The organism is Aurantibacter aestuarii (assembly GCF_003008425.1).
GTDB lineage: Bacteria > Bacteroidota > Bacteroidia > Flavobacteriales > Flavobacteriaceae > Aurantibacter > Aurantibacter aestuarii.
The window spans coordinates 269,996-295,242 of the sequence record NZ_PXOQ01000015.1 but is presented as its reverse complement, the minus strand read 5'-3'; the positions used below and the strand labels follow the sequence as shown (position 1 = coordinate 295,242).

The following is a 25,247-nucleotide window of genomic DNA, read 5'->3' as shown; positions in this document are numbered from 1 at the left end:
TTAATAATTTGAACTAATTACGAAAGCAAGTAGTAAGTTAAAGATGGTTACTAAAATTAAAGAGGTGTTTACTGTGTACCGTAAGAAATTAGAATATTTGGTTTTTTCAAAATATATAACTGATGTAAATATAGCTAATGCAAATATAATATCATATCCTGTGTACCATCTATATTCCATTAAAGTAAATGGTATAAAACATATTGTACCTATAATAATAATCCACAAATAGACTAACCATTTTTGTGGATTTAAATATGGCTTTAGTAATAAATAAAGTAACGGTAATAAAATTAATAATCCATAATATCTAAAACTTTTAGTAAAGGTGAAAAGTAAATTATAACCAAATATCAGACCTGATAAAACAGGATCTCTTTTAAGAAATTCACCTTGAGTTTTAGGTAAGCTTTCAGATCCATGTTCTGCTAAATAAACATTAACGTCACTGAATTTTGTATCTCTAAAAATGGAATTTTTATGAATTGGAAGTTCCCCATTCTGCATACGTTTTGTTCCTAAATAATTTCTTTGAACCCAATTATTAGAAGAATTACTTTTATTATAAAACCCCAACCTATTATGCTCTTTTATCGATGGAAAGTGAAACAAACTAACCAATAAAATTAATGGAATTAAAAAAAACATAAAATGCTTACTTCCTTGGATTACATTTGACTTCTTAAAATATTCAATAAAAAAAACAGCTGAAATAGCCATTACTATAACAACTAAAGATGTTGGTCTAATTAAAGTACATAATGAAATTAATATAGCTGAATATATATAATATGCTTTTTTAAAACCTTTATAATAACACTGTTTAAGTAAAAACAATACTGCTAAGGCAATAAATACAGCTTGGAATACATCGTTATTAGAATGCTGATAATCATTTAAATCTAAAGTATTAAAGAGGTAAATTAAACCAATAGTAGCTGCATATTTTGAATGATGCTTTTGGTTAACAAGTTGTAAAATTTTTAATCCAAAAAATATCAATAAAATCTCTGAAATTAAATTTGTTAAAAAAAAAGAAACACTAATGTTTTTTGTTAACGTATAGAACAAATAATTTACAAGGTTAAACAAATAACTTGACCCATTAGCCATTATTTCGTAATAGCTGTTTTTTAAAAAAAAATTGAACGAAATAAAGTAATTATCTGGGTCTGTAACATTTAAAGGTGAGAAGTTTTTATTACTATGAATAATTTTTATTAACCATGAAATGCTAAAAAGAATTAATAAATATTTTTTTTTTAAGATTTGCATTTAAAAAGATTTTAAACATTTTACAACTTCCTCAACAGGCAATTCATAAAACATTGGTAGGCGTAATAAGTGGTTTGTAAAATAGTCACTATTTTCTAATTCTCGTCCATCATGTTTATCTTTATAATAGTCACTTGCATGCAAGCTTAAATAATGAAATACAGCATAGATGCTGTTAGCTTTTAAATGCGCTATTAAGCTGGTTCGCTGTTCTATAGAATTGCAAACAATATAATACATATGGGCATTATTTGTTTCTTCAAGTGGTGTAGGCATTAACTTTATTCCTTTAGTTTCAGCCCACTCTTTCAATTGGTTATTATAATAATGCCAATGTTGTAATCTTTTTGATTGTATAGTTTCAATGTTCTCTAATTGTGCCCACAAGAATGCCGATATAATTTCCGAAGGTAAAAATGATGAGCCAATATCAACCCAACCATATTTATTAACTTCACCCCTAAAAAACTCCGCACGATTGGTTCCCTTTTCCCAAATAATCTCTGCTCTGTTTACAAACCTATCATCATTTATAGCGAGTAATCCACCTTCTCCAGCAATTACATTTTTAGTTTCATGGAAGGAAAAAGCAGCCATATGTCCTATAGACCCCAAATATTTCCCTTTGTACCTAGATGTTATCGCTTGTGCGGCGTCTTCAATAACAAGCAAATCATATCGGTTTGCAATGTCCATAATAGCATCCATATCGCAAGCAACTCCAGCATAATGCACTGGCACAATTGCTTTGGTTTTTGAATTAATTAATGCTTCTATTTGGCTAGCATCTATATTAGGATTATCGCTATAAGAATCAGCAAAAACTACTTTTGCTCCTTGACGTATAAAAGCGATTGCAGTAGATACAAAAGTATAACTTGGTATAATTACCTCATCGCCTGGCTTTATATCTGCTAAAATTGCACACATTTCAAGAGCATCTGTGCAAGACGTGGTTAAAAGACACTTTTTAAAGCCATACTGTTGTTCAAAAAAATTATGACATTCTTTAGTATAATCTCCATTACCAGAAATTTTTAAACGTTTTACGGCATCTTCAATATACTGAGTTTCTTTCCCTGTTAAAAAAGGTTTATTAAATGGTATCATTATCTTATAAATCTAGATGGGTTCCCTACATAAAGTCCTTTCTTTTCTATATTAGAAATCACAACAGTTCCGCCTCCTATTTGGGTTCCATTAATTATTTTAATACAATCTATTATAGTACTGTTAATACCTATATTACAATTTTCTCCTATTGTTACAAAACCAGCAATTGCAACTCTTGGTGACAGAAACGTGTGTGAACCAATTATAGAATCGTGAGCTATTGTACAAGCAACATTTACAAGTACATTATTTTGTATTTCTACATTAGCATCTAAAACAGACCCTGGAAATAAACACACCCCACTACCTATTTTACAAGATTCATCTACATAACATGATGAATGTATAAATGTTGCAAATGGTATTTTATTTCTAAATCTAGTAAAAAGCTGGGCTCTTATTTCAAAGTGCTTATAACCAATAGCAATAATAAGTTCATCGAACCTATTTGCTTTATACACACGCTCAATATCTTCCACAGTTCCCAAAATGGTGTTTTTAGAAGTTTCTGGATTTGCATAATCATCAAAAAAGCCTACAACATCAAACTGTTTATCTTGAGTGGCATGATAGGCTATTTGTTGTCCTAAATCTCCAGAAGCAATAATGGCTAATCGTTTCATTTTACTGGATGTTTGTGGTTTCTTTAACAGAAAATAATGGTCTTCCTTTGGCTTCCTTATAAACCTTTCCTATATAAAGTGCTGCAATTCCAATAAAAAACAATTGTATTCCTGTGGCGATAATTAAAGCGCCAATTATTGATGGCCAACCCGATTGAAAGTCTACTAAAAATAACTTTAAGCCAATTATAGTTAAAAGTGTAATGATACCTATTAATATAAAAATCAAACCTAAGCGTACTGCCAATTTTAAAGGAAGTTCTGAAAAGTCGAAAATAGCATTAAAAGCCAATTCCATTTTTTTTCTAAAATTAAACTTACTTTGACCTGCGTAGCGTTCGCGTTGATTTATTTCAAGTACCGATTGCTTCATCCCAATATGCATAAACACGCCTTCTATAAAACGGTTTTGTTCCTTATATTCTATAAACTTATTGGCGAATTTTCGGTTAAATATACGCATGACCGCCAAGTTTTTAGGCAGTTGCAAACCTGTAAACTTTCGTAAGACTCCCCAAAATAATTTAGAAAAATGCCTGTTAATAAAATTATCCTTTTTCTCTCTACGAACTCCAAAAACCAAATCAAAACCTTTCTCAATTTCTGTAATGAAACGATGAATTTCTTCTGGTGGATCTTGTAAATCTGGATCCATATATAACAGGTAATCTCCAACCGCATAATTTATTCCTGCAGTTACAGCACTTTGTTTTCCGTGGTTATAGGATAATTCTATTAATTTTATTTTTACATCGCTTTTAGCTTCTTCTTTAATAATCTCACAGGTTTTATCCGTACTACCATCATCTACAAAAACAAACTCATAGTTAATTTCTATTTTGGCAAGCGCTTCCCGCATTTCTAAAATAAATCTAGAAATGACAGCTTCTTCAAAATAAACAGGAACTATAAATGAGATGGTTTTTTTCAAAATGATGACTTAAAATAAATCTGTTATACTATTTATACGATAAGGTGATGTTGGATATGTTTGATCTCTGTCAATCAGTTTTACCTGAAAACCTAATGATTGAGCTGGTTTAATATCTAATTTTAATGAGTCTCCAATATATAAAATTTCATTGGGTTCCAAACCTGTTCTATGGATTGCTACTTTATAAAAATCTAAACTTGGCTTTGAAATCCCTTCATCTTCCGAAATTATAATATCTTCAAAAGATACTAAGGGTAATTTTTCATTTAATAAAACTGATAAACCTGAATTAAAATTAGAAATTACTCCCATTGGTGTAGCAATGTAACTATTTAGTGCTTTAGTATCTTCAAAAGCTTCCCAAGGTAAATATTTACACGCTGTAAAAATAGCATCTAACAGCTCTGGGGTTTCAATTATTCCTAAAGCATTTAACAATTCTGAATTGAATGAAGAGTAAAATGATTGTGATGTTACATCTGGAAACTTTATAACCTCACTTAACAACTTATGTTTTTGTTTAAGCTCTTCCGTATTTACTTTATACCCGAAATTTAATAAAACGGTGTTTATTTTTAACCAAAGCTCTGGTTTATGTATTAAGGTATTAGCTGCATCAAATAATATATATTTTACAGTTTGTTCCATTAGTAAATAAAATGTTTGGTGTTAGCGTCTTGTACTTGAGCAAAATCCTCTTGATCTTTATAAATTACATCCATTAATATTCGAGTGGCCACTCCTTTTTTAATTTGTGGTGTATCTGGTGCTTCAAAATACAAATATTCTTGTAACGTATATTTAACATCTTCAAATCCAAAATTTGCTCTAATCGAGTTTGTTCCAGAAATGCGACAATTAATTTCAAAAGGTATTATATCTCCATCTTGGTTTACTATAGATTGTAAGTTTGCTGAACCAAAAAATTGTCCTGCATTAATTATTTTTTGTAAAATTTTTTTTAATGCATCATCATAAGTCATTACTACTTTACAATTTGTAGTTGTACCATTTTCCAACATACGCTCTAAAGAAATAAAGCCATGCAACTCATTTTTTTTAGTAACGTAAAATGCTGTGGTAATTTCTTTACCTTTGTGAAGCTCTTGGACCATATACTCATCATCAGAAAAATGAGTTAAACTTTTAGGGTTTATTTGCAAGCCTCTAGAGCCTCTACCCTTTCTCGGTTTTACAATACAATCTTTAAACTGATGTTTATATGCACTAGGTAAATATGAGTTTCCAAACGGGATTTGATGGGCTTTGTGGTGTAAAAATGTATTGTATTTATCCAAATAATTAGAGGTTGTCTCTACACTAGAAACTACCACATTACAAGATATTTTAGATTTATTAAGGGATAAATAATAAACTTCATAATCTGTAGACGGAATAATTAAGTCTATATTTTCTTGATTAACTATACAATTTATAAAACTTACATAATCACTCTCGTAAGCATAAGGCACTTTGTAAAATACGTCACATAAATGGTTTCCTGCAGAAAAATCTTCAATATTAGTCCCAATTACTTTTATATTATAAGAGGTTGCCTTTATGTTACGTATAATGCCTTGACCAACATTACCGCCAATTCCTGTAACTAATACTCTTTTCTCATCCATTGTATCAATGCTTTAATTTCAGCTTTAATTGAGTTTTGCTGCTTTAATTGAAGTGTTTTTCGTGTGTAAGAATTATCGTAAATATAAGATTTAGAATCATCTTTACCTCTATAAACAATGTTTAGATTTTGAAATGAGCTTGAAACCATTTCTGCCATTTCTGTATTAGAAAATGAATTGTCATGTACTGCCAGAAAAACCTCGTTTGTATGGCAGTGTGCTGCTTTAATTAAAATTTGTGCCACATGCTTAACGTGTATGTAATTCTGGAGTCGTTTACCAAAACCAAAAAGTGTTATGGTGTGGTCTTTTAACGCAGTTTTTATTATAAGTGGTAAAAAGGTAATAGGTTTCATTCGTTTTCCAAATAAAGAACTTATTCTTACTATAGCATATTTTGAATGATTGCTTACTATAGCTTCACCTTTTTGTTTAGACTTAGCATAAGCTGTTATTGGGTCTAATGGACTTTGCTCTGTAATAACGGCATCTAACTCTCCATAGACAGATACACTAGAACAAAAAATAATTTTTGCTCTTGTAAAATAATTTACAATATGCTGCACTAGCGCTACATTAACAGCATCTAATCGTTCCGTTATATTATTATCTGTATTAAGAGGGATATAAGAGCTTACTATGTAAACATAGTGATAGTCATTTGGCAGGCTATATAATTCTTCAAAACCCACATGTTTTACCTTCTTAAAAAGATTTTGAGTATTTTTATGATATACTCCAGTTACTATTTTAGATTGTTGATGTAATTGCTTACACAATTGTCTTCCTAAAAAACTATTAGAGCCAATAACTAAGTGTGATGATTTATTCATTTACAACATCTTCTAAAACCACTTTGGCCTTGTTATCTTTCCAAATTATTTTACCTACAGTCTCCCAAGGCGTAGCAAGGTTTTTGCTGAGTAGGTCTTTTTCCCAATTAAAATTAGCTTTTACAGTTTTTATCAAAATATCAAATTCCAAATTATCTAATTCTAAATTATTCTTTCGTGTCCAATATGAAGTATAACGAACAAATCCATTTTTTAAATTAGTTTGACTATTTTCACTGTTAAAAACGTAAGGTTTATTTACCCTAAAATTATAATTAGCCCAAATTCCACTTTTTAAATAATTTCCAGGCATTCCGTTTTCATCATAAAGCGGAAGGAACTCATTTTTGTATTTTATTGTTAAAATCTTATCAAATCCAATATAATGAGCATCAACAAAAACTCCATGACCTGTTATCCCAAATAGCTCTTGAGAAAAATTTCTTATAGTTTTTACTGTTCTTTTTAATATTACAATATAAGAATCAGATTCTTTTATATTTTTTTTTATAACATTTGTAATTTTATCACTACTAATATTTACAGCAGCATTTAATTGTAAAATACAGATGAGAATAAAAAACAATTTAATAAATCGAAGTTTTAAAAAAGAAGATAAATTGAAGCTTAAAAGCTTAAAGTAATAGAAGTAGATAATTAAAAATAAATTACTTTTTATCTTATTTTTAACTGAATAGAATTTTAAGTTATAGTGTAATTTCTCCCAAAATGATACTGGAATTAATAATAAATACAAGGCTACATAGCCAAATGCAAAATATGGAATAGGAAATACTGCTGCAATACCTATATGCATAATTACACCAATGATAAAAAGTGGTAATCTAAATTTTTTAACAAAAAATAAAAAAATAAAGAAAAGTTCGAAAATAAGAGCTATGTAACCTATTAATTTTATAAAGTACTCTTGATTTAAAACCCATTGATTATTGGTTATAGTTACCTGCGGTAAAGAACATGGAAGCCAGATACCTAAACCATTTAGCCATGCATTAGAACGTATTTTAAAAAATATAGACCCGAAATAAACCAAAGCAATTCCTACAAATACTAAACTGTAATAACTCAACACACTTGTTTTTTGTGTTAATATTTTCGAAGATGTTTGTGATTTAAAAATTGCATCTATACTATAACTTTTTTCTGTTGGCACAAATATGAAAAGGAATGAAATACCCAAATACACATAATCCATATGGTATTCGTAAACACCAAAGTCATTAATTAAAATAAAAGCTATGATATAGTTAATAATAGCAAAAAGTCTTGTAAAAAAACCTAAAAAAATTGCAACTAAACTTATTTGCCATAAAATCAAAACCAAAGTGTAATTAAAATTTATGGATTCTATAAATGGAATAGGATCATAGTATAGTTCTTTATATCTATAAATCCTATTAACCTCGAGAAGTAAGACAAGGGAAAAGCAAATCCTAAAAATGCCTAAGCCTTTAGAAGATATTTTTTTTTGATATAGCTTATTTATAAAATTAAGCATAGTTAAATTATAGATTTAATTGTTTCCCAAATCTTTTTAGAAGAAGCGTCTGGTGTTACACCTGCAATAACTTTAAACCATTCTTTTCCAACTGGGACGTTAGTTAATGTACCGTCTAAAACCGCTTTTACTTTAGCTTCTAATTGAGATTTAGTTTCACAAAAAACTGCCGCCTCTTTAGTAGGCATAGACCTGAAATGTACATATTTGTAGTTCTGCCCAATATCACGAATCCCTTTTTTAAGCTGTGGTTGTTCGTAATTATAATAAATACAAGGCTTGTTATGCGCTACAAAGTCAAAAACGGTACTAGAACACACATTAGTAACCATTTCGGAATGATAACAGACGTTAACCAGCATCTCAAAATCTTCTTTAGCTGGTAAAACTTGGTTCCACTGGCTGCCTACTTGTTTCCAGATAGGATCTATTTTAACAATAACATCACTATAATCTTTCACAACTTTATCGTATCGCGTTGTAAAATCTACAGGACACTTTCTGTAAATAATACCTAAATTTTCGCCTTTAGCATTTAAACTTCTAACAGCTATAGCTAAATCTTCTAAATAATACTGATCTAATGGCGATGTGGTTTCATCGTCACCAGAAAAACAGATGTATTTTTTATTAACGTCTAAATTGTTTTCAGCAAAAAAAGTGTCTCTAGACTTAATTAAACTGTTGTCAAAATGGGGTTCAAATTGTGGGGTTCCTGTTACAAATACCTGATTTTCTTTTACAAACGGATAGTATTGCAGCACTTCGCGTTTCATATGCTCGCTCCACACAAAGTAATAGTCCGTTTCCACCACTTGCATAGCTTTCGGTACATTGTCCCAAGAATACACAAAAGCTGCGGTTGGTATGCCTAAATCTTTTGCGGCTAACAAGGCTGAAATGGATTGCGTAGCACGTTGCGTAGTACAAAATACCAAATCGGGTTGATGTTCTTGTAACTGTGCTTTACAGTAGGTGTATTTAGGGTTTTTACGTTCTAAAGCGTTTATTTTTGCCCTTATACGTTCTACTCCTTTTTCAGAATTATACTGGGCTATTAAAAGCCTTGTATATAAACTTTTTACAGTGTTTTTTAAACCTTTATAATTAAATGGAAATTTATAGGTTGGATAAACTGGATCGTTAAATTTTTGTTCAGAAACATTAAGTTCTACACGTTTTCTGGCACGTGTATAGAGAGGTGTAAGCGGATGAATTTGATGGTTCTCTATCTTAACCTCATTAAACCCTAAGTTGTCTTTTAAAGAAAAAACAGTATTGTTCCAATAGGTAATATCAAATCCCATCTGTTCACCAATCCATTTAAAATCGGTAAACGCAAAGTTTCTAAGTCCTACGCCATCAGGGAAAAATACAAATACTTTTTTTTGCTTCATTTATAAAAAATCTAAAAATCAAGAACTTTTTAATTACATAAATCCAGACTCGCAAATCATAAATCATAACTCATAATTCATAATTCATAATTCATAATTCAATTTAGCCTTTCTGGTTTTTTAATTTATCTCTTTGTACTTGCTCAATTGGTAAAATATCTGTTGGCTTATAACTTAAAGCATCATACACAGCCAATAAGTCTCTGCTTAACTTTCTTAAGCCCATAGGCTCCAAAGATGCAGCATGATCTGTACCTTTCCAAGTACGGTCTAAAGTATAGTGGCGCTCAATAATATTTGCTCCTAAAGTATAGGCTGCAACATCTACAGCAATACCCAAATGGTGACCAGAAAAACCTATGTGTTTAACTTTATCGCCATATTTTTCTTTAAGAATATTAATATCTAAAAGACACACATCTTTAAATGGTACTGGATAACCCGATGTACAGTTGTAAAGCACTAAATCTTTAGCTCTGTTAAATTTTGAAAATAATCCTACTAAACCCTCTATTTCATCTTTAGTAGTCATTCCTGTAGAAATATGAATCTCTCCTTTATAATTTTCGCATAACCACTCCAGCATAGCTACATTATTATTACACGCTGAAGGAATTTTAATAAATTCCGGTTTAAGCGACGCAATTTCTTTAGCAGAGGTTACATCCCATACCGAAGTTGAATAGGTCACTCCAATATCTTCACAAAAGGTTTTTAATTCCTGGTGCTGCTCCACATCAAATTCTAAAAACTCTCTGTGTGCACCATAAGTATCTCCATAAGAATTTACGGGATTGGGGTGTGGTGCGTTATATTGTTCCTCGGTCAACAATTCTATATTATTACGTTTTTGAAACTTCACAGCATCCACGTTACAAAAAATCTTTGCAACTTTAATTAATTCTTTGGCTGTTGCCATATTTCCTTTGTGATTGCAACCAATTTCTGCAATAACGTATGGTTTTTTAATATCCATTCTATTTAAAATCTTTTATTATACGTTGAAATAAATTCGCAAGCTTCACGAATCGCGCCATTTGCAGAGTCTTTAGATAAGACCACATCGGCATTTAATTTGACAATTGCGGTAGCGTTGTTTGGTGCAAACGACCAGCCCACACTACAAATATTTGCAAGATCATTTACATCGTCTCCTATATAAGCAAAATGACTTAATGAAATTCCGTCCTCTTTGGCAATTTTTTGAAGCAAAGTAAATTTATCTTTTACACCTAAATAGGTATCCTTTATTTGAAGTTTTTGCATACGTTTAGCGACTAATTCTGAATTTTCGCTGGTCATAATAATAACTTTTATATTAAACTGACGCAAAATTTCTAAGCCCATACCATCGCGCATATCGAAACGTTTGGTATGCTCGCCATCTTTGGTATAAGTAATACTACCGTCTGTAAAAACCCCATCCACATCCAACACTAAATGAGTGAGTGGCGATGTTCTTTTAGCTCGTTGCTGGCGTTCTATTAAAAGTTGTTCTATTGCAATCCAGTCGGTTTCAGAATCTATTTCTAATAAACTATCTTCTGGCATTTTAACAACTGCCACTTTATCTCCTAATCGGTTTTGCTTGTTTTTTAAAACAGATTTGGTACAAGTATAAACAGCGCCATTTTCAACTAGCAAACCTTTAAAGTCTTGACGTCTTGGTCTGTTAGTATAATCGTAATTAATTGTTGTGCCATCTTCATTCCATAAAAAGCGGTGCGTATGCACTACAGATACGGTAGAATCAAAACCTTCGTTTAATTTTTTTAAACTCTCGTTGATGTTTTCTGAAGTGGTGAATGGCGATGTAGCTTGCAATAAACAAAACACATCAAAGTCATATTGAATATGTTCTGCATAAGCTAACATAGCACTTTCAGTTGAAGCGGTATCGGTTGCAGTAGCTTCCGGACGATGTACCACTTTTATTTTTGAGGTATAATGGTATTCTTTCTCTATGAAATTAATAATCGTTTCATCATCGGTATACACTATAACCTCATCTAAATCTGAAAAATAAGCCGCACCCAAAACCCAGGTAAACAATGGTCGTCCCACCATTTTACGTTTGTTTTTTCCGGGAATTCCTTTTGAACCTTTTCGTAGAGGAATAAAGCCAATCTTTTTCATTTGATCTATTGCTGGTTAAAAGGCTAAAATAAACAAAATATGTGGTTTAGCAAGATTTAGCTTGCTTTACGACAATACCTTATGCAAATGTTTAATTTCCTCCTTTAAAGGAATTTGATGATTACCAACAAACAACCCATGTGTGTCTAAATATTTGGCATTTTTCATTTCGCCATGAATCTCATAATCGAAGTATTTTAGCACCTCATTTTTAGTGAAATCACCTGTAACTATAGGGCGACAATCAATATGATGATCCGTTAATAATTTAACCACATCATTTCGTTGTAATTTAGATTCCGGCTTAATAATTAAACTAAACCCAAACCAGCTACTATTTGAAATGTTTTTTTGGATATAAAAATCGGGGTGATTTTTAAATAATTCTTGAAATAACAACGCATTCTCACGACGTTTTTCTAGAAAATCTGGTAATTTTTTTAATTGTTGTACGCCAATAGCGCCAGACATTTCTACAGGTCTTACATTATATCCTGGTAAAACAAACCTAAAAGATTCCGTAAACCAATCGTCGCTTTTATTTGCTACTTTATTTTCTTTAGGTAGATGACGCGTCCATCCATGTGCACGCAACGCAATTAGGACGTGGTATAACTCTTCATCGTCGGTTACTACCAATCCGCCTTCCATAGTGGCCATATGGTGAGAGAAAAACGTTGAAAACGTTCCCATAACTCCAAAAGTTCCAGCTTGTTTCCCGTTAAACTCGGCACCCATAGACTCACAATTATCTTCCACCAAAACAATATCGGTATCTTTTATAAGTGCGTTTATAGCATCAAAGTCATTAGGGTTTCCTAACAAATTCACAGCCATAATCATCTTAGTATCTTTAGTAATGGCTTGTTCCAACTGCTCCAAATCAAAATTAAGGGTGTGTAAATCCACATCCACAAATTTTAATTTTAACCCATATTGGTATAAAGGGTAATACGTTGTAGACCAAGAGACTGCAGGAACAATAACCTCATCGCCTCGCTTAATTTTAGGGTTTTTGGTGTAAAACAAAGCGGCTACTGCTAATAAATTAGCCGATGAGCCCGAATTAACCATAACACTATATTTAGAACCCACAAAGTCTGAAAATTCTTCTTCAAACTGCTGTACATGTTTACCCATGGTGTACATGTCTGAAGCAATTACGGTATTGATGGCTTCAATTTCTTTATCGTCCCAAGTTGACGTTGCTAGTGGATATTTAGTCATTTAAAACAGTGTTTTTATAAAATTCGTAGGTCTTTGCAATACCTTCTTCTAAAGACGTTTGTGCTTGCCAGCCAAATGCTTTAAGTTTGGTGTCGTCTATTAGTTTTTGCATCATGCCGGTTGGTTTTGAGGTGTCATGAATAAATTCACCTGTATAACCTATAACCTTGGCAATCGTTTGATAGTATTCGTTTATGGTCCAGTCTTTACCTAAACCCACATTGGTGTTTTGTGGCAAGTCTGAAAAATGTTCCAGTGCATAAAATATAAAATCGGCTAAATCTTCAGCAAACATAAATTCACGTCTGGCTTCTCCGGTGCCCCAAATACCAACGGATGCGTCATTGGTTATTTTAGCATCGTGTATCTTTTTAATTACCGCAGGAATCATATGCGAATGTTGTGGAGAAAAGGTGTCATGCCTGCCATATAAATTACATGGAATAATGGTTTTGTACTGAAAAAAATCGTCTTCAGAATTGATATACTCACATAAACGCGTAGATACTATCTTTGCTAAGGCATATCCTTCATTAGTAGGCTCTAATTCACCTTTTAAAATTAACTCTTCCTGTAACGGATTTTGAGCCAAACGCGGATACATACAAGAGCTTGACAAATTAAGTACTTGCTTAACCCTATTTTGCTGTCCAGCCATAATAACGTTACGACCAATATCTAAATTCTTAACCAGAAAATTAACCGGATGAGCCATATTTGCCTGAATGCCGCCAACCAATCCAGCTGCATGAATAATTAAATCCGGCTGATGGGTTTTAACATAGGCGTTTACCGCTTCCTTGTCTTCTAAATTTAAGTCTTGACGTAATGGTGTTAAAAATGTATGTTCTGAAGCTTTTGCATGCTCCAAAATATTCTTTCCAACCATGCCAGTATTACCTGTTAAGAAAATTTTCATTAATAGGTGTTTTTATAATTGACTACATAGTCTAAATCATGTTGCACCATAATTTTAACTAAGTCTTCAAATGAAGTTTTTTGTGGATTCCAGCCTAATTGAGTTCTGGCTTTGGTAGGATCACCCAATAGGGTTTCTACTTCTGCTAAACGGTAATAATTAGGGTCTACCTCTATCAAGACCTGCCCTGTTTTAGTACAAATTCCTTTTTCATTCTCCGCTTTACCTTCCCATTTTAAATCGAATCCTGCTTCTTTAAATGCCAATTCACAAAAACGTCTTACGGTATATTGAACGCCTGTTCCAATGACGTAGTCTTCAGGAACATCCTGCTGTAACATTAACCACATACATTCTACATAATCTTTAGCATAACCCCAGTCACGTTTGGCGTCTAAGTTTCCTAAGTATAATTTTTCTTGTATACCTTTTGCAATTCTTGCTGCTCCTAAAGTAATTTTACGGGTCACAAAAGTTTCTCCTCTACGCTCAGATTCATGATTAAACAAAATTCCGTTTACCGCATACATACCGTAAGATTCACGGTAATTCTTGGTAATCCAAAAGGCATATAATTTAGCCACGCCATAAGGAGAACGTGGATAAAAAGGCGTCGTTTCTGTTTGAGGAATTTCTTGTACTTTACCATATAATTCAGATGTTGAAGCCTGATAGATACGTGTTTTATTAGTCAAGCCACAAATTCGAATAGCTTCTAGTAACTTTAAAGTTCCAACCCCATCGGTTTCTGCCGTATATTCTGGCATGTCAAAAGAGACTTTTACATGCGATTGTGCCGCCAAATTATAAATTTCGTCCGGTTGTGTTTCCTGAACCAAACGAATTAAATTAGAACCATCGGTCATATCGCCATAATGCAATTTGATGTTTTGGTTTTTATGTTGATCTTTTAAAAGGTTATCTATATATAAGTGCTCAATACGATGCGTATTAAATGTCGAACTACGACGTATAATACCATGTACCATGTATCCTTTTTCTAATAATAATTCGGCTAAATACGAACCATCCTGTCCGTTTACTCCTGTAACTAAGGCTACTTTCATGTTGTTTGGTTTATATGGCGAAAATAAGAATTTTCAGGGATTATGGCTTTTAATAAATTCACTTATTTCTTTAGTAAAAACTTTTGCGCTATGAATCATTAAATGTGATTGATCAAAGTAACTAGTCTTAAGAGTATATAGTGAGTTGTTATCATATTTAAATATTTCTTTTTCGGAATTTATAAGCTTTAAAAACCGTTTATAAAAGGCGCTATTAAAATTAAACATCTTGGGACTAAATACATAGTATAATTGAATATTATTTGCTTCGCATTGATTTTGAATAGAATTTAACGCTTCCAACTTGGATTCCATTTCCAATGTTTTATCGTATAAAATACTTCTTTCAACAAATTCCCTTTTAGATTTAGGATTTACTCTTATAAATGGCATGGAGCCATCTTCTAATAATGGATTGTCCTTAGAAGGTTTCTCATTAGAATAATTTATATGTGCTTTTGATAATCTACCCATTAAAAAAAATTGAGATAAAATAGACCGATCATTTTGTGCTATTAGCTCATCATTCACCTCATTATAAACAGAAAGCGGATATAATTTATCAAATCTATAACTTAATGATTTTTCATTAATTAGAGTTTGTGGATTATCTATGGTAAGCAGCACTATTTTTGGTGCTTTGTTATGTTTAAGTAGTTTTCTTAATATAAATTCATGGAATATTACATTACTACCCATATAAGAGAGGTTATAGCTATCATAACCCGTTTCTTTTTCAATTTGAGAGGCTATAATATTTCCAGCGCCTTTTGAGGAACCTAAAATAATGAGCTCCTTATTCATCTCTCCATCCAAAACTTTTTTTAATCGGGTATCATAAAGATGCTTTGGTGTTTCTTTTAAAATAAAATACGCCAGCTTATCAACTATAAAAAGTATAGAGGCACAAATTAAAATATGGACTATAAACTTTTTCATGTATTAAAACTGAAAATAGATAAAGGCTTGTTCTTTCCCGTAAAACAAAAACATTAATACAATTAAAAAAATATAAAATGCCAATTTTACACTAAAATGTTTCTTAATAAGTAGGTTTTCTATGGCAAATAAACTTCTACGTCCCATCCACTCTATACATATAAAAAACACAATTAATAGTATTAAATAACTCGGCCTTACTTCTGGTAATGAAAATATACTTTTTGACGCTATACCTTTCAAATAATTAAATGCATGCGACAAGTTGTTAGCTCTAAAAAATACCCAAGCCAAGACGGTTAGTAAAAACGTAAAAGATATATGTATAAACTCTTTTATATTAGGTAAGTAATTATGTTGCGCAACCACACTTGTAGTATGCTTTCTGTTTTTATTTGTTAATAACAGCGGTAAAAAATAAAGCGCATTTAAAAATCCCCAAGCTATAAACGTCCAGTTGGCACCATGCCAAAACCCGCTTACTAAAAAAATAATAAAGGTATTACGCACTTTCATTAAAGTTCCTCCTTGGCTTCCTCCTAAAGGAATATACAAATAGTCCCTAAACCAAGTAGATAAACTTATGTGCCAGCGTCTCCAAAATTCTGCAATGTCTCTTGAAAAATATGGAAAGGCAAAGTTTTGTTTCAAATCGAAACCAAACAGTCTAGAAGTTCCAATAGCAATATCGCTATATCCAGAAAAGTCTCCATAAATCTGAAACGTAAAAAACAAGGCACCCATAAATAATGTGCTGCCTGAATAATCTGATGAGTTATTGAAAATCATATTGGCATATTCGGCACAATTATCGGCAATCACGATCTTTTTAAACAAACCCCATAAAATTTGGCGGCAACCATTTACGGCTAGAGAATAATGAAAAACTCTTTTTTTATAAAACTGTGGTAATAAATGGGTTGCTCGTTCTATGGGTCCTGCTACTAACTGCGGGAAAAAGCTAACAAAAGCTAAAAATGAAATAAGATTAGAGGTAGGTTCTAATTTACGTTTGTAAACGTCTATAGTATAACTTAAAGTTTGAAACGTGTAGAAACTAATCCCTACGGGTAAGATAATATCTAAAGTGTTAGGTTGTATTGGTTGTCCGAAAAAAGAAAATGCGCTAACAAAATTATCTGCAAAAAAATTGTAGTACTTAAAAAAGCCTAAAAAACCAAGGTTTACGCCTATACTGGTCCATAACAATAATTTTCTTTTACTTTGCTGCTCTTCTTTTTTTAAAGCTAAGCCTATGCTATAGTCTACCAAGGAACTAAATACTATAAGACTTAAAAAACGCCAGTCCCACCAGCCATAAAACACATAACTGGCAACTACGATTAATGCATTTTGAAGTTTTAAGTTTTTTTGCGTTATAAACCAATACACTAAAAATACGATGGGTAGAAATATAGCGAAATCTATGGAGTTGAAATACATTTACCCTCGTAATGTTTTAAATTTTAAATCAATTCTCCTTTTTATTTTATTTAGATCCAAAATTTTTGGATAATTATCAAAATAAGCATCGCCTCCTTTAAAATTAAATAATTGTTTTTCTTCAGGATGACCTATCCCATCTTTAGCAATTATAGCGTTAATTTGATTAGCGAAAAATGGAAAAATTTGATAGGTATCTAGGACTAAATTTCTGGCTTCTTTTAAAGCTTCAAGTTTATCCTCATAAACTGTTTTAGTTACTATTTCCTTTAAATAGGTTTTAATGTGTTTATCTTTTGGGTCAATTTGAATAATAGCATCTTCAGGGAAATAGTCTGAAATACGATTACAACCAAAATATAATGGGATGGTATAGCTTAAAAAACAATCTGCAATTTTTTCTGTCCAGTTATATTCATTTCTAAAATTTTCATAAGCAATAGCATATTTAGCCGTTTTCATAACCTCTAGTTTGCTATCTACTGGTTTAATGCCTCTACCATATAATTCTATAAAGCTTAAATCTGAAATTGAATCAAGAAAATCCATGCGCTCATTATGTTGCTTAGAGGTGCGTTGGTTACTGGTGACCCACACAATTTTATCTTCTTTTTGTAAAGTTTCAGGTTTTAAAGATTTAAATGCATCATAATCTAAATCTAAATGCCAGGGTAAAGCAGGTTGAGACTTTATAAATTTACCATCATTTTTTATTTGATTAAAAATATGAGCAACTTGTTTATTTCCGTATTGTCTATACTTTGAAACCTCGTTCGCTGGTTCCAAACTAATATGTAAAATATTATTAGGATGCACCTTGGTTTTAAAGTCTAATTTTGGATAGTCTAAAATAATTAAGAAATCACACGCTTCCACATTTTCTTCCGTAAACGTAATACCCTGCCAAGTAAAAGATTGCCCAGGTGTTTGCCGTTTAATATCTGGATAACTATAATATCTACAAATTCTTACAAGCATAACTTAATATTTTAAAGCTTCAAGTTGTTTAAATGTATTAATATTATCTATAGCTATAGGAGCTCTACTTTTTAAAGTTTTTGGAAGCTTATAAACAACCTGTGCCAGAGCAAACATATAATTTTTAAAATATGTTTTGTTTTTAAATCCATATTTTTTTCCATTATGGATTATAACTTTAATAATAGGTATAAATGGTTTTTGATAATACACTAAATAAAAATTAATGGTATTAATTAATTGATGTTTAAAGCGAAAATAATTTTTTCCGGTTTTTTTACGTGCTTCTAAGTCAACCCTGTGATTTACTTTTATTTGATTTGTATATAGTATTTTATATTTATTATGAAGAACTTCCCACGCTACACAAGTCTCTTCTCCATAAATAGTCATCCAGGTTGGAAACCCATTTGTTTTTTTATAGGCTTCTGCCGAAATAGCGAAACCACAACCTATAAAGTCGTTGGTATAGTAATGTTCACTTTCTTCTATACCGTAATTTAAAGCTTGTATATCCGATTCAAATATGCCTTTTATTTCTTTAAAAGCTATAATTCCTAAATCTTTTGTTTTATGAAATAAATTTTGAACATCTTTAATAAATGTCGTGGTAAGCGGATGTGCATCATCATCAAAACCAATATAAATCTTGCCAGATGCCTGTTGATATAATTGGTTTCTAGCAGGTGAAGCACCAATACTTTTCTCTGATTTAAACCACTTGACCCACTCAAAACTAGTCATAATGTCTTGTGTTTCCGAACATCCATCAATAAAAACCAAAACTTCATGAATTTCTAAATCTAGATATGGCTTTAATATGTTTAAGGTTTTCGCAAGTTCTTTAGACCTATTTTTTGTAACAATAACAATAGAAACGTCCATTATTTAATTTGAGTTGATTGGTACAAATTTACAATTTCAGTTTTTAATACGTTTCTATTATATTTTTTATTAATTAATTCAAAATTATAGCTTGCTGCGTTTAGCCTTAATGTATCATCTAAAAGTGCCTGTTCAATCAATTGAGCTATCTTTTTATAGTCGAAAGGATTTTCTATTAGAAATCCATTGTAACCATGAGTAATAATCTCTGTTGTTGCATTTCCTGGATTTGATTGAATTGGAAAACAGCCCTGCATCATGGCCTCTAACATGGTATTTGGCATACCATCAGATAAATTGTTCCCAATATGAAGACAGCTTTCTCCCATTAATGCAATTAACTTATCATTTGGAATTTTAATTTGACGTTTTAAAACCAAAAAATCTAATGTCTTTAAAATTAAAGAGCTGCTAATATAATCTTCTACCTCTTTGTCAGCACTATAAACTACAAATCTATAAGTCTTTTGGATAGGTGCCGGAAGTAATTCTATGGCTTTTAATATTTGAACAGCCTCACCGACATCAAACTGATAACCTTTAAAAATAATTTGACTACGCTCTAAAATTGGAAGTTTGGAGTGTTTATTAATTTCTAATCCACCATTTCCTGGAAAAACACCTAAAACAGTTTGATTGAAATCATTTTTTTTAGCTATTTCAATATCTCTTTTACAGTCTGTAATTAAGTAATTAATACGTTTTAAAAAAGTTTTAACTTCTATCTCAGGTGTTCCAAGTTCTTTAAAATAATACAAATCACTACCCCAAGAAGAATAAATTACTGGCATAGTATTTTTTAGAAGCAACGTTTTTAAAATGGGCAAGCCAGATAATTTCATCTCAAAACAATGAATCACATTTGGTTTCACCTTCTCTAAAACTGTTTTAAATGCTTTGTTAACATCTACTTCATTTACTTTAGTTAAAATAGGTTGCAAAGCTGGTAGCTGTTTTTTAATACGGATTCTAAATGGAAAATCCCATTTTAGTTTCCAATGGGTAAATTGTGTCACCCAGGGAATTTGAGGTGAGTTTGAACCATTGGAAGACACATCAAACCAAAAGACCTCATAACCAGATTGCTCTAATTGATTGGTCCATCTAAAAAAATGATGGTTTGGTATGGCTACCATTAGTATTTTCATAAGCGTTGTAAAGCAATTAAAATTTTATCCAACTTTTAGGCACTAAGTCTGTAAAATCATACATATCGCCATTAAACCAATGTTTTGGTGCAGTTATAATTTTCTCTGGATTGGTATTTAACCATGCACTCCACCAGCTAAAACTACTATTGGCAATAATATTATGTTTACAGTTAGACATGAGTTTTATATCTTCATAATTGGTGCTTGCATCATTAAAATCTATAAAAACCATTTGATGTTTAGAGCTAAAGTTTTCTTTTACCCAATCTATATCATCTGAAAACATAAAATAAATGGGGTTTTCTACTTTAGACTCTATGTAACTCATAGCTTTATCATAATACGCTGCTTTATCGGTATTATGTACATCATGCAATAAATAGTCGCCACGTCTTACATGCAAGGCTACCGAGCTACAGGAATTGATAGTCTCTAAAGTTTGTTTTGTAATGGGCTTTAAAGGTGACGTGATTTTAAGAGCCTCTAAAATCTCTTGTCTATATTCTAAAAAATAATCTTCACATTGGAAATAGCCATCTAAAAAAAGTTTATAAGCTTTCTGATGTTTTAACTCATTATTATACCTAAAACCATGGTCATCTTCATTATAAAATGTTTTAAGCTTAAGTTTTTTTTCAATTTTAGCTAACCACTTTGGTTCTTTTTTATACAATTGATCTGTAATATTAAAATGATACAAGCCATAATCATGTAACTTATAAGTTTCAAAATTAGAATGGTCTATACGAAGCATTGTATTGTGTCGTAATGCCAATGCTTTTGCAGTTGCATATTGAAACAATTGATTGCCTAAACCGCCTTTTAATTTGATGATAATCATTCTATAATCTTATATTTTTTGATCAGTTAAAATAGAATAAAATAACTTTAAATACTTAAACTTTATAACATCCATAGAGTTATTTTTCAAATATAATGTTCTTAATTCTTCTCTTATGATAACCTGTCTATCTTTAGATAATGATTCTACGCTTTTAATAGCCACGTTTAAAGACTTTTGATTTTCATGTGAAAACCAAAAATTATTTAAAGTATTCATTAGACGTTCTTCCATTGCACCAACTTTTGTTGAAATAATTAGTTTTCCAGCTGCCATAGCTTCTACGCCTACTATTGGTCCACCTTCTTCAAAAGACGGTATTATAACCACATCTATTAAATTATAAAATTTTGAAATTTCTTCTGGCTTAATTTGACCGATATATCGAATATTTTCAGTATTTAGATGTCTAAATTCATCTAAAAGTGGTCCATTGCCGGCAATTACTAGTGGTTTTTTATTTTTGGCAAACACATTAATTAACTCCATAAATCCTTTTTCCTGGCTAAACCTACCAATAAAACCATAGGTCAATTTTTCTGATGGATTTAGATTTAAATTTAAGAGTTGCTGTTCTTTACTAGTGGTTTGATCAATATGATGTAATCTAACATGATCTAACTGCTTAAGAATATAGTAATTTTCTTTTGAGTGTACTAAAATATTGAATTTAAAATTTTGATTAATCAGAAATTTTGGGATATGAAAGATTTTCCCAGTTATGATTAAAATTAACTTGGAATCATATTTTTCACAAGCTTCAATTATAAAGTTTAACCACTTTCCACTAATTTCATCACTATATATAACCAATTTAGAGTCTCGTAAGTAAGCATCGATAATCTTCTTATATTCTAAATCAAAATCATATTTAGACTTAGTAAATTTATTTTTAATAAAAAAATAGGATGGCTCTTTGTGCTTATAAATTAATTTCGCTAGAACTGAAGTTAATTTGATATAAAAAGACTTGTTATAAATCTCCTTGCCAACAGAAGTCCAATGGTTACTTTTTACTTCTTTTAATGCATCCGACTTTTTAGAAATTAAAGTGGTAGAAAGTATCTGTACATTATATTGATGACCTAAAGACTTGTAAAGTAAATTGGTCATAATTTCACGACCACCAAAGTCGCTTATAGGACCAAAAACTAATACATTTGTTTTTTCACTCATCTACCTCATTTTTTTACTGTAATACATTCTAATACACTACATCAATCATAACAAAATTAACGCTTTACAAATGCATGAACTTGTTTTTGAGTCAACCCTTTTTTTCTTAGCAGAAATTTTAACAAACTACGTTTTTTTATTAGCCTTTTGAAAATTTTTTCTGATACTAAGTATTTAATTTTTTTCGGTTTTAAATCTTTTAGCTCATTATAATTTACTTCAAGTTTATTTACTTCTTTTAAATTATCAAAAGCATCTTGCATCCAATCTTCAAAAACATTCCCTAGGTGATAGGCATTATTAGTGTTTGTAGATAACCGATAACCATCCATTTTAATAGTTGGTAAATCTAGATATTTAAGTTCACTATCTCCATCAATTAAATATGGTGTGTTCGTTTTTGGCATCTCTTTAAAAACTTCAGACTTATAAGTGGCCACAAAATGCGGACACCCCAAAACTGCAGTCGTATTATTTTGTGTTATAGTACCAATAGTATCACCGTAGTCTTCTGGCAAATATTGCCAACCTATACTTTGAACAAATTTTTCTAATGCAGGTCGATCTTTAACAGGTTGAAATTTAATTTTATTATTAAATAAATGATCCAACCAAATGTTTGATGTTAAATCCAAATGTTTTCTAAATACCGGCACTGGACTTACGGCACCAGCTTTTGGAAAACTTTTAAATACCGACACCACTTCACTTTCCCAATTATTTAAAAATAAAACATCGGCATCGGTAATCGTAACTAAACGTTCTTCTGTAGTCCTTAATGCCTTTAAAAGACTATTTATTTTACCTAAACCTTCTTTTTCAATAATTAATTCATTTATAACACCTTCTTCGTATAATTTTAAAAGACGCTGGTTAATTATTGTTGAACTTTTATTGCTTATAATGCTAATTTTAAGCTTAGATTGGCTTGTTTTTAATAAGGAGTTTAAACATAGTAAAAAGATTTTATAAGCATCCTTAAAATATCCTTCTTCATTAGGAATATGAAGAGGTATTAAGATTCTATGGTCGCAAGGCTCTAAATTAACTAATTTTCCTCCTTTAGTTGGATTTACTCCTTTACGCATAATTACTATTTATAAAATTTAATCATTTTATCTAATCCCTCTTCGAGAGATAATAAATCTCTTTTTAATACAGCTTTCATTTTTGAAGTATCCGGGCAACGTCTGGCCATATCACCTTCTTTTAAAGCAGGCAAATGAATTATGTTACTTTTTGAATTTGTTGCTTTTATTACTGCTTGTGCTAAAGATAATATCGTTTGCTCCTTATCACTTCCTACATTTAAAACTGCGTTAGAACATAAAGGGTCAGAAATAGCTTTAATACAGGTTTCTACATTATCGTCTACATAACAAAATGATCTTGTTTGTAAACCATCGCCATAAATAGTAATGTCCTTATCTGCTAATGCTAACTTTAAAAAACGTGGCAAGACAAAATCTTCACTTTGATTAGGGCCATAAGTATTAAAAAATCGAAATATGGTATATTCTAAACCATATTCTTGGTAGTACGATTTAAAAAAAGCTTCTCCTACATTTTTAACTATTGCGTATGGTAACCTTGAATTTAAAGGTGTGGTATTTTCATTTTGAGGTATTTCAAACGGTTCGCCATACACTTCGGATGAACTAGAGTAAAACACGCGTTTAACACCTGAATTTTTAGATAATGACAGCACATTTTTAATTCCATCAATATCATCTAACACACTAATTGGATTTTTTAAAGTACGTTTAACACCTACTAAAGCGGCATAATGAAACACATAGTCAAATTCAAAACGAGCAAAAATTGGAGCAATATCTTTATAATTATTTACATTAGATTTTATAAATTTTATATTATCCAATTTTGGTATTTTATGTAAACTTCCTGTAGATAAGTTATCTACTATTACTATAAGATTAGAAGTATCTTTAGCTAAATGTTTTGCTAAAGTACTTCCTACGTTTCCTGCTCCTCCTGTGATTAAATATTTAGTCATCAATTATTTTTAATATTATTCTAGGCCAATTATTACAAATATATACTTACTGAATCTAAATATTGTTTAGCTATCTGTTTTTTTGAAGAATTTTGTTTATATAACATCTTATTTTCTTTTTGAAGCTTTTGAATTTCTTCTGTTGAATATTCAGAATATTCTAAAACTTTTAATGCGAGCTCATTAAAATCACCTACATTATACCACATGGAATTATTGTTTATAAATCGTTCTGGCATTGCACCAACCTTTGTAGAAATAATGGGTAAACCAAGTATAGCAGCTTCATGGCCTGTTAATGGTCCTGCCTCTTCTTTTGATGTTATAATTAAACAATGAAATTTATAAATTAACTTAATTAAATCCTTCTGTTCTAAATGTCCATAAAATTTAATATTTTCATTAGTTGAGGCAGATTTTAGTGTATTTAAACACTCACCTTCTCCTATAATGTGCAATTTTAAATTTGAATTGTTCTTCAAAGTATTAAATGCCTTAACAGCTGTTATAACATCTTTGTTATCATCTAATCTAGATACACAATAAAAGTCTTTAATCTGTTTGAATTGGAGAGGGCATTTATCTAAAAACTCATCTTCATTTATAACACATTGATCAATTATTTTATAATTTAAATAATTATTCTTTATAAATACATCTGAATTTTTTTCAGAATGATTAATAAATAGATTAACATCTTTTAAATAATTAAAAAAAGGTGCTTTAATATCTATTTTAGGAATTGTGCCTGTCGTTCTAAATATTATAGGTTTATTTAACTTTTTTGCCTCTATAATAATTGCCTTAGTATAATTTGAAGTTAACTGAGCCATTATAAAGACTAGGTCTACATTTAATATAGCATCATGTAAGGTTTCAACTTTTGCACCATTTAATTGTTTAAACAACAAGCTTTTGTAGCTAGATTTAAAACCAAACTTAGATTTAAGTTTTGAAAAAAAAGATTTATGCTTATAATAAATATCAATTTCTGGATTTAAAGAATGTATGTCATTTACTTGTAAAACCTGCTCGGTTGAATATACAGAAAGGTCATATTTCTCCATCAGAGTGCTAGCAATAAAAGCAGTTTCTAACTCTCTTCCACCTCTAGAGTTTATTGGTCCAAATATTGCTATTTTTTTCAAT

24 protein-coding genes are annotated in these 25,247 nt (G+C 30.7%); all 24 read right to left on the bottom strand.

Annotated features, from left to right (window positions below):
• Entirely contained in the window at window positions 1-1,275 is a 1,275-nt protein-coding gene (locus C7H52_RS12710) for a hypothetical protein (protein WP_106464279.1), read from the bottom strand.
• Complete coding sequence (gene rffA, locus C7H52_RS12705) at window positions 1,276-2,385, bottom strand: dTDP-4-amino-4,6-dideoxygalactose transaminase (protein WP_106464278.1); 1,110 nt, start codon at window positions 2,383-2,385, stop codon at window positions 1,276-1,278.
• Window positions 2,385-3,011, bottom strand: coding sequence for an acetyltransferase (locus C7H52_RS12700; RefSeq protein WP_106464277.1), 627 nt, complete (start codon window positions 3,009-3,011; stop codon window positions 2,385-2,387). The genes rffA and C7H52_RS12700 overlap by 1 nt, the downstream gene beginning before the upstream one ends.
• Window position 3,012: 1 nt before the next feature.
• Window positions 3,013-3,942 carry a glycosyltransferase family 2 protein gene (locus C7H52_RS12695; protein ID WP_245918625.1) on the bottom strand — a complete coding sequence of 310 codons (930 nt, stop codon included), beginning with the start codon at window positions 3,940-3,942 and terminating at the stop codon, window positions 3,013-3,015.
• A gap of 9 nt (window positions 3,943-3,951) precedes the next feature.
• Complete coding sequence (locus C7H52_RS12690; protein WP_106464275.1) at window positions 3,952-4,593, bottom strand: HAD family hydrolase; 642 nt, start codon at window positions 4,591-4,593, stop codon at window positions 3,952-3,954.
• Complete coding sequence (locus tag C7H52_RS12685; protein ID WP_106464274.1) at window positions 4,593-5,573, bottom strand: ATP-grasp domain-containing protein; 981 nt, start codon at window positions 5,571-5,573, stop codon at window positions 4,593-4,595. The genes C7H52_RS12690 and C7H52_RS12685 overlap by 1 nt, the downstream gene beginning before the upstream one ends.
• Window positions 5,552-6,406 (bottom strand): NAD-dependent epimerase/dehydratase family protein, encoded by an 855-nt coding sequence (locus tag C7H52_RS12680; protein ID WP_106464273.1) that lies wholly within the window; start codon window positions 6,404-6,406, stop codon window positions 5,552-5,554. Before C7H52_RS12680 ends, C7H52_RS12685 begins: the two co-directional genes overlap by 22 nt.
• On the bottom strand, window positions 6,399-7,925 hold the full coding sequence (locus C7H52_RS12675) for an HTTM domain-containing protein (protein WP_106464272.1): 1,527 nt from the start codon (window positions 7,923-7,925) through the stop codon (window positions 6,399-6,401). The genes C7H52_RS12680 and C7H52_RS12675 overlap by 8 nt, the downstream gene beginning before the upstream one ends.
• Window positions 7,926-7,927: 2 nt before the next feature.
• Window positions 7,928-9,322, bottom strand: coding sequence for a glycosyltransferase family 28 protein (locus C7H52_RS12670; protein WP_106464271.1), 1,395 nt, complete (start codon window positions 9,320-9,322; stop codon window positions 7,928-7,930).
• A gap of 103 nt (window positions 9,323-9,425) precedes the next feature.
• Complete coding sequence (locus C7H52_RS12665; protein ID WP_106464270.1) at window positions 9,426-10,298, bottom strand: N-acetylneuraminate synthase family protein; 873 nt, start codon at window positions 10,296-10,298, stop codon at window positions 9,426-9,428.
• A gap of 5 nt (window positions 10,299-10,303) precedes the next feature.
• Window positions 10,304-11,458 (bottom strand): acylneuraminate cytidylyltransferase, encoded by a 1,155-nt coding sequence (locus C7H52_RS12660; protein ID WP_106464269.1) that lies wholly within the window; start codon window positions 11,456-11,458, stop codon window positions 10,304-10,306.
• Window positions 11,459-11,524: 66 nt separating this feature from the next.
• Window positions 11,525-12,685 (bottom strand): DegT/DnrJ/EryC1/StrS family aminotransferase, encoded by a 1,161-nt coding sequence (locus C7H52_RS12655; RefSeq protein WP_106464268.1) that lies wholly within the window; start codon window positions 12,683-12,685, stop codon window positions 11,525-11,527.
• Window positions 12,678-13,604: a GDP-L-fucose synthase family protein gene (locus tag C7H52_RS12650; RefSeq protein ID WP_106464267.1), complete on the bottom strand. Its 927-nt coding sequence runs from the start codon at window positions 13,602-13,604 to the stop codon at window positions 12,678-12,680. The genes C7H52_RS12655 and C7H52_RS12650 overlap by 8 nt, the downstream gene beginning before the upstream one ends.
• Window positions 13,604-14,671, bottom strand: a complete 1,068-nt coding sequence (gene gmd / locus C7H52_RS12645) for a GDP-mannose 4,6-dehydratase (protein WP_106464266.1) — start codon at window positions 14,669-14,671, stop codon at window positions 13,604-13,606. Before gmd ends, C7H52_RS12650 begins: the two co-directional genes overlap by 1 nt.
• Before the next feature lie 33 nt (window positions 14,672-14,704).
• Window positions 14,705-15,610: a hypothetical protein gene (locus tag C7H52_RS12640; protein ID WP_106464265.1), complete on the bottom strand. Its 906-nt coding sequence runs from the start codon at window positions 15,608-15,610 to the stop codon at window positions 14,705-14,707.
• Between the two features lie 3 nt (window positions 15,611-15,613).
• On the bottom strand, window positions 15,614-17,053 hold the full coding sequence (locus C7H52_RS12635) for an MBOAT family O-acyltransferase (protein ID WP_106464264.1): 1,440 nt from the start codon (window positions 17,051-17,053) through the stop codon (window positions 15,614-15,616).
• The gene (locus tag C7H52_RS12630; RefSeq protein ID WP_106464263.1) at window positions 17,054-18,031 is read right to left on the bottom strand and encodes a glycosyltransferase family 10 domain-containing protein; all 978 of its coding nucleotides are present in this window, start codon (window positions 18,029-18,031) and stop codon (window positions 17,054-17,056) included. It abuts the gene before it with no gap.
• 3 nt (window positions 18,032-18,034) lie between these two features.
• A complete protein-coding gene (locus C7H52_RS12625; RefSeq protein ID WP_106464262.1) occupies window positions 18,035-18,916 on the bottom strand; it encodes a glycosyltransferase family 2 protein in 882 nt (293 codons plus the stop codon).
• Complete coding sequence (locus C7H52_RS12620; protein WP_106464261.1) at window positions 18,916-20,064, bottom strand: glycosyltransferase; 1,149 nt, start codon at window positions 20,062-20,064, stop codon at window positions 18,916-18,918. Before C7H52_RS12620 ends, C7H52_RS12625 begins: the two co-directional genes overlap by 1 nt.
• A gap of 16 nt (window positions 20,065-20,080) precedes the next feature.
• Window positions 20,081-20,908, bottom strand: coding sequence for an alpha-1,2-fucosyltransferase (locus C7H52_RS12615; RefSeq protein WP_106464260.1), 828 nt, complete (start codon window positions 20,906-20,908; stop codon window positions 20,081-20,083).
• Between the two features lie 9 nt (window positions 20,909-20,917).
• Window positions 20,918-22,084, bottom strand: coding sequence for a glycosyltransferase (locus C7H52_RS12610; RefSeq protein WP_106464259.1), 1,167 nt, complete (start codon window positions 22,082-22,084; stop codon window positions 20,918-20,920).
• A 56-nt stretch (window positions 22,085-22,140) separates the two neighbouring features.
• The gene (locus tag C7H52_RS12605; protein ID WP_106464258.1) at window positions 22,141-23,172 is read right to left on the bottom strand and encodes a glycosyltransferase family A protein; all 1,032 of its coding nucleotides are present in this window, start codon (window positions 23,170-23,172) and stop codon (window positions 22,141-22,143) included.
• 5 nt (window positions 23,173-23,177) lie between these two features.
• The gene (locus C7H52_RS12600) at window positions 23,178-24,098 is read right to left on the bottom strand and encodes an NAD-dependent epimerase/dehydratase family protein (protein ID WP_106464257.1); all 921 of its coding nucleotides are present in this window, start codon (window positions 24,096-24,098) and stop codon (window positions 23,178-23,180) included.
• 32 nt (window positions 24,099-24,130) lie between these two features.
• Entirely contained in the window at window positions 24,131-25,246 is a 1,116-nt protein-coding gene (locus tag C7H52_RS12595) for a glycosyltransferase (protein WP_106464256.1), read from the bottom strand.
• Window position 25,247: the final 1 nt, after the last annotated feature.